Here is a 17874-nt window from a genome sequence, read left to right on the forward strand (position 1 = left end):
AGTCTTAAATTTAAAATCTAATATTATATAGAAAAAATGCTTAAAAATTAAGATTAAAAATTTGGAACGCTTGTTGCTTTTGTCTGGATAACAATTATTTTTAAGGAGAAAAATATGTCAAACTTAAACACTCAAATTTTTAATGCTAACTTAGAAAAACAAGGAACTTCAGTTTTAAATAGCAAGTATTTTATGGAACTTTTAAACTATCTAGAAGTAGTAAATTCAAACGAAGAAAAAGAACTAAACTATGCAAAACTTTCAGGAAAAATGAGTGAAATTTTAGATGATACTCATAATGAAAATGCTATCTTAAATGCTAAAAATATAGAAGAATTATTAGTAATCTTTAAAAATTTTAATCTTTCTCATGAAAATTTAAAACTTGATTGTGCAACACAATTACAAAATTTATTTCCAAACTTAGCAAAAAATAATTTTTTAGTAGGTTAATAAATGTCTAATATCCAAGCTAGTGATGCTTTAAATTTACTAAGCATCACTCCACAAAATGAAAACACAAGTAAAGATAGCGCTAACTCCCAAAGTGATGGGGAAGAATTTTTAAATTCTTTATTACAAGCCATCAATGAAAAAGATGGAAGCTTGCCAAAGGATTTTAAAGCACCTCAAAAAGACAATAATAGTGAAAAAAATTTAAAAGAAACTACTAGCGATAAAACTTCACTAGATGAAAAAGATGCTTTAAAACTTTTCGATGGTGCAAATTTTATGCAAATACTTTCTTTATTGGAAGTTTTACAAAGTGATAGCAAGGATATTAAACTCAACAAGCTAGCCAAGGACAACACGGCTATCTTGAATCTTGAAAAAAACTTACACCAATTAAAAAATATCAAAAATATCAATGAACTTTTAAGTATCGCAAAAGAGTTAGGTTTAAATATAAAAAATATTAAACTAGAACAGATCAAAGAACTAAAAGAAGCTTTTCCTAATCTTGACAAAAAAGGTTTTTTTGAAAACTCAAAACACAACAATACTCATATTTTTCAAGATTTAATCAACCAAAAAATGTCAAAATTACTCAAAGAAGAACCAAGCTCTAGCAAGAATATAAAAAGCAAAGAAAGCGAAGGGGTTTCCTTGCTTTCTTCTGCATTAAAAAATATCGAGTTGCCTAAAAAAGAAAAAAACACTCATGCTAAAGAAAAAATCGAAAGTCTTGATTTTAAAGATAATTTACTAGATAAAATCAAAACCCAAGATAACAAAGAAACAATAGACTTAAAAAACACCAAAAATGTCGGTAAAAATGATAAATTAAACAATATAGAACTTATCAATCTTACACAAAATAGTGATTTAAAAAAAGAAATTAAAAATAAAGAAAAAATTGACTTCAAAGACACACTAAAAGAAAGCAAAATAAGTCTTAGTGAAGAAGGTTTTAGTAAAAAAATAAGTTCTGTTTTAGAAAATTCAAAAGACTTAAAAAACGATCTTTCAAGCTCTAAAAACACACAAAATTTACAAAATCAAGACCTGAAAGTGAACTTAGAAAGTCTACTTGCCTCTCAAGATAAATCACAAAAGATAGAAAAAAGTGAATCTAACACAACTTCTTTTAGTGATATATTTAAAAATACCAAAGAAATCTCTAAAGATGATGGCGATCATCATGAGGAAAATTTAAATTCCTATGTAAGAGAAATGAATAGAGTTTCACATAATTTTGTCAAAAATCAAAATATCCCTATAAAAGAAACTTTTAATGATTTTGCACAAGAATTTAAAGAAAAACTAGAAAGCTATAAAGCTCCTATAACACGCTTTAGCATTACTCTTAACCCGCATAATCTTGGAGAGGTAGAAGTAACTTTGGTCCAAAGAGGCTCTAATTTAAATATTAGTTTTAATTCCAACCAAAACACCTTAAATCTTTTCATACAACATCAAGCAGAATTTAAAAACGCTCTTGTAAATATGGGCTTTACAAACCTAGAAATGAATTTCAATAACCAGGAAAGAAAAGAACAAAACAATAACCATCAAAAACAAAAAAATAACCATGAAAAAGAAGACAAGCTAAGCTTAGAACAAGAAATTCAAGAAAAGCCTAGCTTGGAAATGGTTTTAGCAAAATATTTTTAAATGGAATATTTTTTGCTTTAAGCTTTAAAAACATGTAAAAAAGGATTTTTATGTCAAATATTAACACTCAAAATCTCCAAGGACCTTTGGCTTTTAATACCAAAGATATGCCGGTAAATGCAAACACTAGAGCAGGAGAAGGCGATAGTGGATTAGTTTACAACCCGGGTGCAGAACTTGATAAAGATGCGTTTTTAAAGCTACTTTTAATCGAGCTTCAACACCAAGATCCAACCGATCCTATGGATACTGAAAAAATGCTTACACAAACTGCACAGCTTTCAGCACTTGAAATGCAAGATAACACCAACAAAACCATGACACAACTTGTAGATGCGATGACTAAATTACAAAATTCTATCGCAGCAAGTACAGGTATGAGCGCTTTGGCTGCAGTTGGTAAACTTGCAACCGTTAAAGATGACTATCTTGTGGTAGCAGATGATGATATACAATTTCAAATCAATATGTATCTACCAAAAGAACCACAAAAAGGGAAAAAGACTGATATTAACATTGATGATTTTAAACTTGAGAAAAACGGCGAAGACAAACTCGATATCAGCGGTAAAGTAGATAGCGAAATAGCTGAACCTGGAGAGACTATTTATGTTAAATTAGTTGATGATAAAGGTCAAGAAGAAACTGTCCAAGCAATAGTCGGAGAAGATCAAACCTTTAAAATAGTTGGCCATACCCCAAGTGTTGATATTAAAACAGCAAAAATAGATTCTGCTTATAAGTCTGATAGTACACCTGTTACCTTTACTATCTATAACGAAGCAGGAGATCCTGTAAGAACTATGAGTGTTAAAGATATGACAGCAGGTATGAAACAAATCGTTTGGGATAGAACCGATGATAGTGGAAACCCGGTACCTTCTGGTAAATACTATGTAAGAGCAAGCTACATAGGAGAAGATGGAACAACTGTTAACTCAACCTATGGTGCTTATCCTATCACTGGTGTTAAATTTGAAGATGGCGAAGCCCTAGTTGGTATGGGCGGTAGCTGGGTTAAATGGGAAGATATTAAAGAGATTACAGGATAAAATCATGTTTACAGCATTTTATAATGGAGTAAATGGAGTAAAATCTCAAAGCTTTGGTATAGACAACACCGCTCACAATATCAGCAATGTCAATACCGTTGGCTTTAAATACTCTGATATAGCTTTTAAAGATGTATTTTACAGCACCGTTACCACCCAATCTTACAACAAAGGACAAAGTGGATATGGTAGTGTAGCTGGTGCAACTAATGATATTTTCGAGCAAGGACCTATCGTATCAACCGATAATGAATTTGATGTGGCAATTGCCGGAAAAGGTTTTTTTGGTGTAAGCAATGGCAATGGAGTATACTATACTAGAAATGGTGCTTTTAAACCCGATGCTAATGGAAACTTGGTAGATTCAAACGGAAATTACGTACTTGGGACAATGAACCCATCATTAAAAGAAATTCAGCTAAGCGATAGAGTTTCTAATATGTTTGGCCAAACACTTGGACAAAAAGTCACTACCGCTTGGACTGGAACTCCTGAGCAAAATTTTCAAATGGGTGGAGTTAATACACAAGGTCCTATTTCGGTGCCTAAAAACCTTTACCTACCACCTCAACCTACACAAAATATCACTTGGCATGGAAATTTAGACACTAGCACTAAAACTGAAGCGGTTAATGTAAGCGTAGATGCTTCTAAGTTTGAATTTAACAAAAATGAAGATGGCAGTGTAAATATTTCAGGTAGTGTAAAAGATGAAAAAATTTATGGCCTAAAACCTGGCGATACCATATATTTTAAAATCACCGATGAAAAAGGTGCAAGTCAAACTCTACAAGCTACATTAGATGAGAATTTAGCGTTTAACATCAACAACCAAAAGCTTGACAAAGTGGACCTAGCAACAGCTAAATTAGAATCATCTCATTTAAGCGTAGAAAAAGAAGTAGCAGATAGCACCGAACTTTCTGCCAAACTCATCAATCCAGATGGATCGGTTAACTGGGTAAGAATAACTCTTGATAGAGTTTTACCTCAAAATGGAACCGACTTAGAATACAAAGCACAAGCACAAGTTTATGATAACAACGGTAATAAAATAGGCGGCACAAGCAATGGATTGATTACCTTTAATGAATCGGGTGCATTAGTATCAAATACCCTTACTTCTATAGATAATAACGGCATCAAAGTTAATATCAACCTTGGATCTTACTATGATCCTAATATACCTAATTCAGGTTATGATGGTTTACATGCTTTAAAAAACAAACAGCCTTCAGTCCATACTCAAATCGATGGAAAAGGTGAGGGATTTTTAAATAACTACTCTATCAATACAGATGGAACAGTTGTTGCAACTTTTACCAATGGGGATCAAGTAGCCATAGCAAAACTTGCCTTGTATAATTTCACAAATGAACAAGGTTTAGAAAAACTAGGAGAAAATCTATACGGTCAAACAGGAAATAGCGGAAATCCTACTTTTTTAACCGATGCAAATGGAAATTTCAATACAGCTACTTTTGAAGGTGGCAAACTAGAACAATCAAATGTAGATTTATCTGTAGCCTTTACCAATCTAATCACCCTGCAAAAGGCTTATGACTCAAGCAGTAAAAGCATTACAACTGCTGATCAAATGATACAAAAAGCAATCAACATGAAACGCTAATTTTAGCTTTTCATGTTATTTTATTCTTTTTTGATTTTGTTCAATAATATATTTTACTTCTTGCTCAAAAAATTCATAAACTCTAATTTGTATTAATGATTCTTCTTCGTTTTTATCGATCAAACGTTCAAGTCTATGAAAATTGACCTTTTTAGCATATCTTGGATTTTTCTTTAAAAGCATAGCGATATTTTTCAACAGTGAGTCCAAGTTCAACTCGTTTTTTAACACTCTTTCGACGTATTCTTTAGCAGTTTGCACTAAAATTGCTTGTCTGCTTTTATCATCAGGATAAATCTCACTTGCAATATCAGCTAAAATTTGCCAACTTTCTTGCTTGATGTTTTTCTTTGCTACGATCATTGCTGCAAAAGTTTTGGCTCTAAATTCCAAAGATAAATGACTAGGTACAAAAAATTCTCTAAATTTAGATAAAAAGTTTGCAAATATACTCAACATACTTCACCTCAATGTTTTTTAAGATATTTTAAGATATTATTTCAACTGCCTTCTCTTAGACCTGTGCAATGCTATTTTTAAGCACCGCTTCAGGGTGGGAACACAGCAGAGCACTTAGACTTAGTGTGTGCCGCAGCCATCTGGGAGAGGGTTTTTAAAGTTTAAAATACCCTTTTATATCTTCGCAAATTCTAAAGAAATTTACCCCATTAATGTTTGGATTGCTTTTAAAATAGTCAAATATCCCATCAAAGCCACTTTCAAGCTCTTTAGACTTCACTCCATAACTAATCGACAATGCTGCCTCTATAAAAGCTGCCAATTTATCACAATACTTCAAAGCTTTTCCATCAATAGCCTTAAAACGATCCTCATTCACTGCATCTAAACTACCACTATAAACACTTGGTTTGTTGTTGAAAATACGATTTTCAAATTCATTTTTTACAAAGGTGCTTTCTTCATTTTGCCCTTCTCTAATACCAAGTATATAGCTAAATTCTTCTCTAAAAGATAGTGGTATAAAAGGTAAAATTTTTTCATTAATAAGTTTCATTTCATATTCATTGATGATTTCATTTAAACCATCTATGCCATATTTTACAGGAGAGATGATATCTCGAGTTAAACTTTCAGGTAAATCATGAAACAAAGCACAGTAAAAATTACTTTCTATCCTACCATCACAAGCTTTTACTTCTAAAGAGTAAAAATACGACAAAATCGCCACCACAAGCATATGCCCTAAAACCGCAGTTTCAGGAATTCTAGGAGTTTGCGCCCATCTTTTTTGAAAACGCAAACGCCCGCTTAGATCAATGATTTTTGAAATTTTTTGATTCAACGCGATTTTTCTAGCTCCAATTAGTTCATAATAATCTTCTAATTCTTCTTCCACTTTAGTTTTAATCTCATCAATATCATGCAAAAAAGAACTTGTTTGATAAACGATATTAAATTCCCATCTTGTAGCAAAATACGAAGCAGCTTTTAAGATCAGCCTTTCTTTGGCATGATCTTTACCTTGCAAAAAAAGCTCATAACGTTTTAAAAATTCACCATTATCGATATCTTGAATCATTGGTGCGATTTTACTTAACACCCAAGCACTTACTTGCTCATTTTTTGCACGCATTATTTCATGGTATACATCAGGGCGTATGTCTGTTACAACCACCCTGCTTAAAAATTCAAAAATTCCCGCTTCTATGATAAAGCGCATATTGACATCTTTTTCCATTTTAGCAATGAAATATGCGATGATAAACTTATGCGCTTGTTTATCAAGTTCGACTAAATTTGTCATTCTAGGATAATCATTCCATCTTGATATAGAAGCAGCTTTAAAAATATGCTCTATCAATTCTACACTAATCATCTTTTTCCTTTTTTTGCTGTGATTTTACTTTATTTTATAATCTTTAGCAAATTTTATTGTGGTATTATGATTTAATGTATATCATGCAATAACCTTAAACTCATCATCAGTGTAAATATAACACTCACAAGACATGAATAAATTGCATTTTTTGCAACGTGATTTATTTTATCTTAATTAAAATACGATATTTGCTATAAACTTGCTTCAATTTATGATTTAAAAGTCTTTTGCTTCGTTTAACTCAAGATAAATTTCATCATTTTTACTAAGTTCTTTATGGTGATAAATGCTAAAAATATGCTCTTCTAAATTTACGCTTAACTCATAAAAATCCCCATAAAACACGCATTCTAAAACACTAGCTTTTAAAGGAGTTTGTGTTGTTGAAATTTGTATATCATTAGGGCGTAAAATGCCATTTTTACTTTGCAAATATGCTTTGAATTTCTCATCTAAAATTGTATTTGGATCTATAAAAAATGCCTCGCCCAAAAAGCAAGCACTATCTATGCTTTTAGGTTTATAAAAGAGCTCTTTAGCGCTTCCATAGTCTAAAATTTTGCCATCTTTAATCAAAGCGATATTATCTGATAAGTAAAAAGCATCATCTTTATCATGTGTAACAAAAATAGCACTAAGCTTATGCTCTTTTAAGATGTTTTTGATCTCTTTACGCATTTTAACGCTTAAAGTATGATTTAAATTTGAAAAAGGTTCATCAAAAAGTATAATCTTTGGTCTTGCAACAATAGTTCTTGCTAACGCCACCCTTTGGGCTTGTCCACCACTTAGCTCATTTGGGTAGCGTTTTAAAAGTGTACTTAAATTTAAAATTTCCAAAACCTCATCTAGTCTTTGCTTTTGCTCGTTTTTACTCAAAGAACTAATGCCAAAACATATATTTTCTTCTACATTCAAATGCGGAAACAAGGCGTAATCTTGAAACAAAACCCCCACATCACGATCTTGCGGAGCCAAATAAATATTTTTAGAAGCAACTAGCTTATTTGCGATATAAATACTACCATCATTAATTTCAAAAAATCCCGCTATACAGCCAAGCAAAGAGCTTTTACCACAACCACTCTCGCCTAAAATACTGATAATCTCACCCTCTTTTAAACTCAAAGAAATTCCTTTTAAAACCTCTGTTTTTCCAAAAGATTTATAAAGATTATCGATTTTTAAGATTTCCATTATTATCCTTTTTGGTTGTTTTTATTTTGCAAATAATGCATTAAAAATGTAGGGATAATCCCAAATAACACTATAATTAAAGATGGCAAAGAAACATTGTAAATCAACTCATTTTCACTATAAGCAAATACTAGCGATGAAAGCGTTTGAAAACCTGAAGGTGAAAGTATAGTTGAAATAGGTAATTCTTTTAAAATATCCACACAAATGATCACCACAGCTAAGGCCAAATAATGCTTCATCAAAGGAAAGTGAATTTGAGTGAAAATTTTAAGTGGTTTTGACTTTAAAGTTAAATTAGCATAGTCGATATTTTTTGAAATTCGCTCATAACCTGATTGTGTTGCGAAAATTCCAGAAGCCAAAAATCTCACAAAGTATCCAAAAAACAATACCAAAAAGCCTCCGCCTATGGCGTATTCAAACGATAAAAGATCAAATATATAATTTAACACACCCAAAATCACCAAAATACCAACAGCCACCACAGCTCCAGGCAAAGAATATCCCAAAGTTGTCGTCCAAAGAATAAACCTAGATGCTTTTGTATTATTTAAACGTACCACAAAACATAAGTAAAATGCCACTCCTACAATGGCAAAAGAACTTACCAAAGCCACACTAAGACTATAAAGCGCAGGGGTTAAGACATTATTTAAATTTTGCATAAAATCAAATCCAGCCCAGTAAATAAGCCACATCATTGGTACAATAAAAGCCAAAAATACCACTAAAAAGCACCATGAAAACGCTAAAAACGCTCTTATGCCCTTAAGCTCATCTTTTGGAGTAGGTAAAAAAACATTTTGATTAAAACTTTTTTTGCCTCTTTGAATTTTTTCCAAAAGCATTAAAAGCGCGATAAAAACCAACAAGGCTACACTTAAAGCTACAGCGCTAACCTCATCACCACCGCTTCCCCAAGTTCTAAAAATTCCTGCACTAAAAGTATCTACACCAAAATAAGCCACCAAACCATAATCGCTTAAAACTTCCATAGCCACCAAAAGTAAAGCACCCACTATACCCACACGGCAAAATGGTAAAATCACTTTAAAGAAAGTTTTTAAATTTGAAGCTTTCAGCGTTTTGGCACTTAAAATGATGTTTCCAAGTCCATATGCAAAAGTATTTTTAGCAAAAAAATACACATAAGGATAAAGCGCAAAAGATAAAATCACAACCACACCATATGCATTCATGATATCTATACGCCTATCAACACCCAAAAAAGTAGGTATTAAGCCTTGAAATTCAAACAAATCAATCCAGACAAAACCCATTACATAAGAAGGTATAGCCAAAGGTAAAATCAAAAGCCATTCAAAAATTTTCGAACCAAAAAATTTATAAAATGCAATCAAATAAGCGCTGATTAAACCAATAACCAAGCAAAGAACCAAAGTGCCAAATAAAATCCAAGCACTGCCAAAAATATAACGAGGTAGGACATTTTTACTTAAATGTTTTAGAGTGTGAACATCTATAAAAGGTAAATGCAAGATAATAGCAAGTATAGGCAGTATGATCAAAATACAGAAAAAAAAGGTGGCAAAAGACCACCTTAGACTTAAGAATTTCAAGTTTTATTTTTCCTTAATTATTTCCATTTAACTTCATCAAAAATCATTAACGCTTCTTTAGCATTACCCCAGTAAGCTTCAAAATTTGGTTTTTCAACTTTAAACTCACCCCATGATTGTAAAATTTTAGCAGGTTTTACTTCTTTATTTACTGGGTACTCATAGTTTTGATTGGTTAAAATTTCTTGCGCTTCTTTTGAAAGCATAAACTCGATAAATTTAACCGCTGCTTCTTTATTTTTAGAAGTTTTTAAAACACCTATACCACTCACATTGATGTGTGTTCCTCTACCATCTTGGTTTGGAAAAATCACTTTTACTGAATTTGCTGCTTCGATGTCTTTAGGATTTTTTGAGTTTGCTAAATGACCTAAATAATAACTATTTGAAATAGCCACATCACCTTCTTTTGCGTAAATCGCACGAATTTGATCACGGTCTCCACCTTTTGGAGTACGTGCAAGATTATTTGCTATACCTTGAGCCCATTCTTTTGCTTTTTCTTTACCTAAAGTGTCGATCATCGCACTTAATAAAGAGATGTTATAAACATTGTTTGAACTTCTTACTAAAACTTTACCTTTAAATTTAGGATCTGCTAAATCTTCATAAGTTTTGATTTCTCCATCTTTGATTCTATCTTTAGAAGCGATGATAATTCTTGCTCTTGTTGTAAAAGCATACCACTCGTTGTTTTTACCTCTTAATTCTTTTGGAGAAAGTTTTTCTAATTCAGGAGAACTCACTGAAACAAAAAGATTATTAGTGCGAACTTGTTCTAAGTTTCCTGCATCTGCAGTCATAAATAAATCTGCTTTTGAATTTTTACCTTCAACCTCTAATCTTTTAGCAAGCTCATTTGCTTTAGCTTGTACCACATTGATACTAATACCTGTTTTTTCTTGAAATAGTTTAAAAATTCCTTTATCTGAATCATAATGACGATGTGAGTAAATCGTTAACTCTTGAGCACTTAAACTCATCGCGGTTAATAAAGACAGTAAAACTACTTTTGCTTTCATTTTTAAGTTTCCCTTATTTTAAATTGAAATTGATAAGGATTATTATATTCTTTTAAGCTTTAATATTTTCTTAAAATTGATAAGTATTATTAAATAATAAATATATATTTTATTTTTATTAATTTTATTACACAAAATGGTATTTTTTATATATAATTAGTAAATATATTTATAATATAGCTACCAAAAAAGGAGTTCCCATGCAGCAAAACCGTAGAAACTTTCTTAAATGGAGTTCATTATTTGGCGGTTTAACTTTAAGTCCGATTGGCTTGAGTGCAAATTTACTACAAACCCCACCACTCATAAACAAATGGGCAGGATGTAATGTAAATTGCGGTACAAAATGCCCTATAAAAGTCCATACTCAAGATGGTATCATACAATATGTAAGCACCGATAATGAAGGTGATGATAGCTTTGAAACAAGACAAGCAAGAGCATGTGTTAGAGGTAGAAGCTCAAGGTATAAAGTATATAATGCAAACCGCATTACAAGACCCTTAAAAAGAGTGGGTAAACGAGGTGAGGGTAAATTTATACCTATCTCTTGGGAACAAGCACTAGATGAGATTGCTTCTAAAATGAAAGAAGTAAAAGAAAAATACGGCAATGAAAGTTTTTACATAAACTACGCAACAGGAACAACCGGAACGATTATTAATCGCTGTACAAAAGGTCCTTGGGCAAGACTTTTAAGTCTTTATGGCGGATATTTAAACTATCACAACTCCTACTCTACTGCACAAATTTCTAATGCAATGAATTTTTTCTATGGAGGTTCTCCTGCAAGCGATATAGCCACTTTAAGATCTGCAAAACTTGCTGTATTTTTTGGGGCAAATCATGTTGAAACAAGAATGGGAGGTGGTGGTATAGGATATGCCTACCAAAAAGCACTAGAAGAAAGCGAGTGTAAAATCATTCATATAGATCCTAGATACAATGACTCAATGATAGGCCATTGTGATGAGTGGATTCCTATTGCACCGGGCACTGATGCTGCCTTGATAGCAGCTCTTGCTTATGTCATGATAAAAGAAAATTTAATTGATAGAAAATTTTTAGACACTTATACCATAGGTTTTAGCGAAGCAACACTACCAAAAGATGCTCCAAAAAATTCAAGCTATGAAAGTTATGTTTTAGGCTTAAGTGATGGAGTTGAAAAAACACCACAATGGGCAAGTAACATCACAAAAATTCCTGCTCGTCGTATTTTACAACTTGCAAGAGAAATCGCAACTGCAAAACCTTGCTTTATAGAACAAGGCTGGGGAGTACAAAGACATTCTAACGGAGAACAAGGTGCTAGAGCTATTGCAACCCTAGCATGCATGATTGGGAGCATAGGTATAGAAGGTGGCAATACAGGATGTCGAAGTGGCTCTAGTAAAACATATGATATCAAAGGAATGCCTTGTGACAATCCGATTAAAGACTCTATACCTTGCTTTTTGTATACTGATGCGATTTATCGCGGAAAAGAAATGACTGATCTTAGCGATGGAGTGCGTGGAACCAAACAACTAAAACAAAACATCAAATTTATATTCAATACTGCTGGAAATTGTTTAACAAACCAACATAGCACTATCAAAGAAGTTGATAAAATTCTAAGTGATGAGAGTTTATGTGAATGTATAGTAGATGTAAATGTAACTAGAACACCTTCTAATAACTACGCAGACTATATTTTACCTGATGCAACCACTTTGGAACAAGAAGACTTCATAAGACCTAGCGCAGGATATTATAGTGATAGACCTTATATTGTTTACTGTCAAAAAGCTATTGAGCCTGTAGGTCAGGCAAAACCTATCTATGAAATGTGTCTTGAACTTGCTAAAAGACTTGGCATAGAAAAAGAGTTTAGCGAAGGTAGAACACAAAAAGAATGGTTAAAATACCTTTATGAAGAAAGCAGAAAAACCAACCCTATTTTACCAAGCTTTGAAGAAATGTCTTCTAAAGGGCTTGTAAAATTTGATCCTGTTAAACCAGCAGTCGCACTTGAAAACTTCATAAAAGATCCTGTCAAAAACCCTCTAAAAACCCCAAGTGGTAAAATTGAAATTTATAGTATAGAATTAGCAAAAATGCAAAAAACATGGATCCTAAAAGAAGGTCAGCAAATCGTTCCTATTGCGGTATTTGAAAGCCAAAGAGAAGGTCCTTTGGATCCACTTAAAGAAAAATACCCTATACAATTTTTTGGATACCACTATAAAGGAAGAACACATTCAAGTTTTTGGGAAATTCCACAAATTAGAGAAGTCAACCCTCAAGAAATTTGGGTAAACACCATAGATGCACAGCAAAGAAAAATTAAAACCGGTGACACCATACGGGTCAAAAACGACCTAGGGGTTATTCAAGGCGTTGCAAAAGTTACCCCTAAAATCATACCAGGTTGTGCCGTAACTCCACAAGGAGCATGGGTAAAATATGAAAATGGTATCGATGTGGGAACTTGTGTCAATTCTTTAGCAAGCTTACTACCAACTGCTATTTCCAAAGGAAATGGTCAGCATTCTATTTTAGTTGAAATCGAAAAAGCATAAGGGGACAAAATGAAACTAGAAGAAAATTCACAATTTGGTTTTATGCTAGATCAAAGCAAATGCGTGGGTTGTAGAACCTGCTCTTTATCATGTAAAGACTACAAAAATATGCCTATTGGGGTTAATTTTCGCCGTGTATTTGAAACAGAAGGTGGAGAGTGGACCTGTATGCAAGATGGTAGCGTTGAGCAAAATGTATTTGCTTACTATACTTCAATATCTTGTAACCACTGCTCTAATCCTTCTTGCCTTAAAGCGTGTCCAACCGGTGCAACCATGAAGGTAAAATGGGGTATAGTTGTAGTAGAAGATAGTATGTGCATAGGTTGTAAAGCATGTGCTATGGCTTGTCCTTATGGTGCTCCACAATTTAATCACGAAAGTGGTCATATGAGTAAATGCGATGGATGCTATGATAGGCTAAAAGAAGGTAAAAACCCTATCTGTGTTGACTCATGTCCTTTTAGAGCACTAAAAGCAGGAGATATCACAAAACTTAGAGAAGCATATGGAAATTTATCCTCCATAACACCTTTACCCGACGCATCAATAACCCATCCTAATTTATGTATAGTACCTGAAAAAAACACTCTAGCTTCAGGCAATAAAAGTGCGATTTTTCATCTACCACAAAACCACCAAGGAGTAAAAAATGACATCATTTAGTCACATTTTAAGCGAAATACCATTGGTGCTTTTTACCATTTTATCTCAAGCTGTTATAGGACTTAGTTTCATATATGCTCCAGCTTTCATCAACGGATACAAAAACCACACCCATTTGAAATCATTTGGCTTGGTTTTAGGCGTAGCTATGCTTGTTGCTTTTATCCCTTCTTTGTTTCATTTAAATGATATTACACACATTTTCAATGTATTAAATAGAATGGGGGTGTTTTATGCTAACAATGCTTGGCATATAGGGTGGATGAATAATGAAATTTTATTCGTTTCTCTTGTATGTGCTTTAGGATTTTTGCTTTATTTAAAAACAAAAAACTGGGTGTTTTACCTTGCATTAGTATGTGGAGTTTTAGGCATTTTCTTTATGAGTGGGGCTTATGGTGCGATGCAAGAAAGCGTTCCTACTTGGGATTTTAAGATAACCTTGCTTTATTTTTTTGCTAGTGCTGTATTTTTGGGAGCTATTGTGTATTATTGTTTTTTTGAAAATAGCGAACATGAAAGAAAAATGTCATTCTTTGCAGGTTTAATAGGCATAGGCTTATTAAGCACCGCGATAGTTTTGCAAACTTTACACGTAGGTCAGACTTGGATCATGGGGCTTGTAAATCCTTTCGATCTTTTAGGTGGTACTTATGTGTGGTTTATATCACTTTCTTTTGTCTTTTTAGGGCTTGGAATTAGCACATGGTATTTACACAACTACTTGCATGATAAATTCGAAAACAAATTTTTTGCGTATTTTGCCTTGTTTTGCTCTTTTTTAGGAGTATTTACCACTAGAATGCTATTTTATGGACTTATCAGCACACAAATCATGCTAGGACATTTTTAATGAAACAATTAGCTATAGATGTTTTTATAAGCTTTATACAAAATCCACCCAACCAAAGTTTACTAAACCAAATCAAAGAAAACAAACTTTGGCAAGATTGGTTTTTAAAAAACGAAAATCCTTTGCAGATATAAGCCTTGAAACTTCTATCTAGCAATGAAGATGAAGCACTTATAGGAAGTGATTTTGTGAGTTTATTTATAAGCGATATTGAGTATACTAAAGCACCTCCTTTTGCTTCTTTTTATCTTGACAAAGATAAGGAAATTTACTCTTCAAATTCTAATAAAATCAAAGATATTTTTTTAAATCACCGTTTTTGTGATTTTTTAGAAAATGAACCTTCAGATAGTCTTGTTAATGAGCTTTTATTTATTAAAGAACTCATCAACACAAAAAACAACAAAGTCCTAAAAGATTTTTTAGAGAAAGAATTTTTTACTTGGTTTTATCTTTGGAGCAAAGATCTACTAAATGGCTCTAAAAGCAATTTTTACAAAGGCTTGTCAATGCTCATGGAAGATTTCTTTCAAGAACTAGAAAAAAATTTATAGCAATTTAACACAAATCAATTTTTTCTTTTTAACTAGGAGTTAGAATATCCTTTTTAGTTTTATAAAAAGGATATTAAATGACAAAAGAACAAATTCAAATCATCAAAGATTGTGTGCCTGTTTTACAAAAAAATGGCGAAATTTTAACTAAAGAATTTTATAAAATCATGTTTGAAGAATACCCTGAAGTCAAACCCATGTTTAACATGCAAAAACAAGCTTCAGGCGAACAACCAAAAGCCTTGGCTATGGCTATTTTAATGGCAGCTAAGAATGTAGAAAATTTAGAAAACATGCGATCTTTTGTAGACAAAGTTGCCATTACTCATACTAATTTAAATGTCAAAGAAGAACACTACCCTATCGTTGGTGCTTGTCTTTTAAAAGCTATCAAAGTGGTATTAAACGCAGATGAAGCTACACTAAAAGCTTGGGAAGAAGCTTATAAAGCGATCGCGCAATTTTACATCGATATCGAAAAAGAAATCTATGCAAAAAACAACTAAGCTTTGATCATTCAAAGCTTAGCGTAAAAAAGCTATCCCTGCTTTTGCTATTTTCACATCTTCTTCTAAGTGTGCTCCACCCACACCTATACCCCCAACCACTACACCATCAATCAAAATAGGAACCCCACCAGGCATAATGGAAAATTGCTCATCTAAGTAACGAATATCTTCAGGGATCTTACCCTCTTTTACCCCTTTAAAAATCACTGCAGTTTCTCTTTTTTGCGAAGTAGCAGTATAAGCCTTTTTATAGCTAGCATTAAGCGTGTGCACTCCTGCTTTGTCATCTCTTAAAACCGCTAAAATTTGACCCGATTTATCCACTATAGTAATGCTTACATGAAAGTCATTTTTTCTTGCTTCTTTTTTGGCTAAATCCAAAATCCCTTCAACCATTTGCGTAGTTAAAACAGGCTCTTTAACAAGCTCATAAGATTTTGCCACCAAACTCACTCCCAAAAATACACATAAAATGAATATTTTTCTCATCTTTTTCCTTTAAAATTTCTCCACCGCATTTTTTGCTAATTCTTTAATATCGCCTTTGAGTTCTTGAATTTGACCATTTTGTGCTAGCAAAATCCGATCAGCCATATCAAAATACACATCATCATGGGTAATCGCAAAAATCGTCTTTCCTTGCTCTTTTAGCAAAGGCAAAAGCTTGGTATAAAAAAACTTTCTAAACATAGGATCTTGATCAGCCGCCCACTCATCTAAGATCAAAATATCTCTTTTTTCAAGCAAAGCATTAAGCATGGCTAATCGCTTTTTTTGTCCTGCTGAAAGCTTTATCGTGCTAAAGGCATTCCCTACAAGCTCTACTTTTTCATTTAACTCTAAAACTTCAAGCCAATACACTAAATCATCTTTACTAAATTTCTCATCTTCTAAAACATATTCAAACAAATGAAAATCACTAAAAATCGCACTAATCAAACCTCTATACTCATAGATATTTTCAGAAGTAATTCTCTCATCATCTAAAAAAATATCTCCTTTAAAATCCGTAAAAAGTCCCGCTAAAATCATAGAAAAAGTTGACTTACCACTGCCGTTTTTACCGATTAAAAACACACATTCGCCTTTTTTGAGTTCAAAATCAACCGGTTTGAGTGCAAATTTTTCATTATACGCAAATGATACATTTTTAAAAGAAAGTTTTTGCCATGCTCGTTGTTTTTGGCATATATGAAATTCAGGAGTGTAGTTTTTTAAATTAAGATTAGAGATTTTATCTAAAGCAATCTTTGCCATTAAAAGCGTTGGAAAACTTCCTATCATACCTGCTAATGGTGCTCTTAAAAAAAGCACACTTAAAGCGATCGTTGTTGCATTTTGCAAGCTAGTCAACTCATACGCTAAAACGAGGTAAAACTCCACCCCAACCAAAGCCAACATGGCGCTATTGCTCCAGTTGTTAGATAAAATATGCAAAACATTGCCCATGGTGGAACTTTTTTTCTTTTTTAGTGCATTTTTTTCAAATTCATTTTCATAATAATACTTCGCTCTTAAAGGATTTAGCGTAAGTTCTTTGTGGCCTTGTAGGATATTTTGGTAATTTTTTTGCAAAACATCATCATTTTCCCTTGCATTTTTAAAGTAAAAATACACCTTACTCATTAAAAAGTTATCTACAAGCAAAACACACACGATCCACACCAAGCACAGTAAAAAAATTTCCAAAGAAAGATACGCGATGTATGCACCAGTACAAATGATCAAAACACTTGATTGTATAAATTCAGGAAGTCTTAAAAGCCCAAAAGAAATACTACGCACATCGTTATTTAATGAAGCTAAAATTCTAGCTTTAGTAGTGTTTAAGATACTCAAAACACTTGTATTTAAAATTTGCTTGACCACTCTTCGTTGCATTTTAAAAATGAAATTTTGACCAAAAGCACTTAAAGCGATCTCCACAAAAGAAGAACTAAGAAAAAACACAAGCAATAAAAGCACAAAATACACGATGATACTAGAATTTTCAAGGCTTGATTTGAGTAGAAATTCATTAATAAACACCAAAGTTAGCACACCAAGCATGCTTGTAAAAATACTAAAAAGCAAAAAAAGAATGATTTTGATTTTATTTTCTTTAAATAACACCCATATAAATTGCATATTAAAAACCTAAGTAAGAATAAACGATCATTATATCTTTAAATTTTCAATATCAACTTAAACCACCCAACTCCCCAGAGTTTGCTAATAAGCATTAAGCTTTTTAGCTTAATGTTATTAGAGAGTTTGCCTAATAAGGAGTTTGGTATTTATATACCATTA

At 32.6% G+C, this 17874-nt stretch carries 17 protein-coding genes and 1 other RNA gene; 11 read left to right on the forward strand and 7 right to left on the reverse strand.

Translation table 11 applies throughout. The annotated features are described in order from the left end of the window. Positions 1-114 precede the first annotated feature (114 nt). From A0083_RS07890 to A0083_RS07905, 4 genes are read left to right on the forward strand one after another with little or no spacing between them, the layout of a single operon-like run. A complete protein-coding gene (locus tag A0083_RS07890) occupies positions 115-453 on the forward strand; it encodes a hypothetical protein (protein ID WP_039664678.1) in 339 nt (112 codons plus the stop codon). A gap of 3 nt (positions 454-456) precedes the next feature. Next, positions 457-2115 carry a flagellar hook-length control protein FliK gene (fliK, locus tag A0083_RS07895; protein WP_197553204.1) on the forward strand — a complete coding sequence of 553 codons (1659 nt, stop codon included), beginning with the start codon at positions 457-459 and terminating at the stop codon, positions 2113-2115. Between the two features lie 50 nt (positions 2116-2165). Then, positions 2166-3167 (forward strand): flagellar hook capping FlgD N-terminal domain-containing protein, encoded by a 1002-nt coding sequence (locus A0083_RS08360; protein WP_120760535.1) that lies wholly within the window; start codon positions 2166-2168, stop codon positions 3165-3167. A gap of 4 nt (positions 3168-3171) precedes the next feature. Next, on the forward strand, positions 3172-4797 hold the full coding sequence (locus A0083_RS07905) for a flagellar hook protein FlgE (RefSeq protein WP_197553206.1): 1626 nt from the start codon (positions 3172-3174) through the stop codon (positions 4795-4797). 15 nt (positions 4798-4812) lie between these two features. On the opposite strand, the gene A0083_RS07910 is transcribed toward A0083_RS07905, so the two are convergent. After that, positions 4813-5256, reverse strand: a complete 444-nt coding sequence (locus A0083_RS07910) for a hypothetical protein (RefSeq protein WP_120760532.1) — start codon at positions 5254-5256, stop codon at positions 4813-4815. 52 nt (positions 5257-5308) lie between these two features. Between A0083_RS07910 and ffs the strand changes: the two genes are divergently transcribed. Then, positions 5309-5406, forward strand: an RNA gene (ffs, locus tag A0083_RS07915) — signal recognition particle sRNA small type. 4 nt (positions 5407-5410) lie between these two features. Here the strand turns inward: ffs and A0083_RS07920 are convergent. From A0083_RS07920 to A0083_RS07935, 4 genes are all read right to left on the reverse strand, one after another. Beyond that, positions 5411-6634, reverse strand: coding sequence for an HD domain-containing protein (locus A0083_RS07920; RefSeq protein WP_197553208.1), 1224 nt, complete (start codon positions 6632-6634; stop codon positions 5411-5413). A gap of 219 nt (positions 6635-6853) precedes the next feature. Further along, the gene (locus A0083_RS07925; protein ID WP_197553210.1) at positions 6854-7834 is read right to left on the reverse strand and encodes an ABC transporter ATP-binding protein; all 981 of its coding nucleotides are present in this window, start codon (positions 7832-7834) and stop codon (positions 6854-6856) included. Between the two features lie 2 nt (positions 7835-7836). After that, positions 7837-9417, reverse strand: coding sequence for an ABC transporter permease (locus A0083_RS07930; protein WP_197553212.1), 1581 nt, complete (start codon positions 9415-9417; stop codon positions 7837-7839). A 17-nt stretch (positions 9418-9434) separates the two neighbouring features. Further along, a complete protein-coding gene (locus A0083_RS07935; RefSeq protein ID WP_120760524.1) occupies positions 9435-10439 on the reverse strand; it encodes a Fe(3+) ABC transporter substrate-binding protein in 1005 nt (334 codons plus the stop codon). A gap of 200 nt (positions 10440-10639) precedes the next feature. Between A0083_RS07935 and A0083_RS07940 the strand changes: the two genes are divergently transcribed. The 6 genes from A0083_RS07940 (at position 10640) to cgb (ending at position 15582) form a co-directional block, all read left to right on the forward strand. Continuing rightward, complete coding sequence (locus A0083_RS07940; protein WP_197553214.1) at positions 10640-13003, forward strand: DMSO/selenate family reductase complex A subunit; 2364 nt, start codon at positions 10640-10642, stop codon at positions 13001-13003. Between the two features lie 9 nt (positions 13004-13012). Continuing rightward, entirely contained in the window at positions 13013-13669 is a 657-nt protein-coding gene (locus tag A0083_RS07945; RefSeq protein WP_120760520.1) for a DMSO/selenate family reductase complex B subunit, read from the forward strand. Next, the gene (locus A0083_RS07950) at positions 13656-14522 is read left to right on the forward strand and encodes a dimethyl sulfoxide reductase anchor subunit family protein (protein ID WP_197553216.1); all 867 of its coding nucleotides are present in this window, start codon (positions 13656-13658) and stop codon (positions 14520-14522) included. The genes A0083_RS07945 and A0083_RS07950 overlap by 14 nt, the downstream gene beginning before the upstream one ends. After that, positions 14522-14656, forward strand: a complete 135-nt coding sequence (locus A0083_RS08230; protein ID WP_269474281.1) for a hypothetical protein — start codon at positions 14522-14524, stop codon at positions 14654-14656. The genes A0083_RS07950 and A0083_RS08230 overlap by 1 nt, the downstream gene beginning before the upstream one ends. A gap of 3 nt (positions 14657-14659) precedes the next feature. Further along, on the forward strand, positions 14660-15076 hold the full coding sequence (locus A0083_RS07955) for a molecular chaperone TorD family protein (RefSeq protein WP_197553218.1): 417 nt from the start codon (positions 14660-14662) through the stop codon (positions 15074-15076). Positions 15077-15153: 77 nt separating this feature from the next. Next, a complete protein-coding gene (gene cgb, locus A0083_RS07960; protein WP_039664689.1) occupies positions 15154-15582 on the forward strand; it encodes a single-domain globin Cgb in 429 nt (142 codons plus the stop codon). 18 nt (positions 15583-15600) lie between these two features. On the opposite strand, the gene A0083_RS07965 is transcribed toward cgb, so the two are convergent. Then, positions 15601-16074, reverse strand: a complete 474-nt coding sequence (locus A0083_RS07965; protein WP_197553220.1) for a GlcG/HbpS family heme-binding protein — start codon at positions 16072-16074, stop codon at positions 15601-15603. Positions 16075-16083: 9 nt separating this feature from the next. Then, positions 16084-17712 (reverse strand): multidrug ABC transporter permease/ATP-binding protein, encoded by a 1629-nt coding sequence (locus A0083_RS07970; RefSeq protein ID WP_197553222.1) that lies wholly within the window; start codon positions 17710-17712, stop codon positions 16084-16086. Between the last annotated feature and the right edge of the window lie 162 nt (positions 17713-17874).

It is taken from the genome of Campylobacter sp. 2014D-0216 (assembly GCF_014931215.1).
Classification (GTDB): domain Bacteria; phylum Campylobacterota; class Campylobacteria; order Campylobacterales; family Campylobacteraceae; genus Campylobacter_D.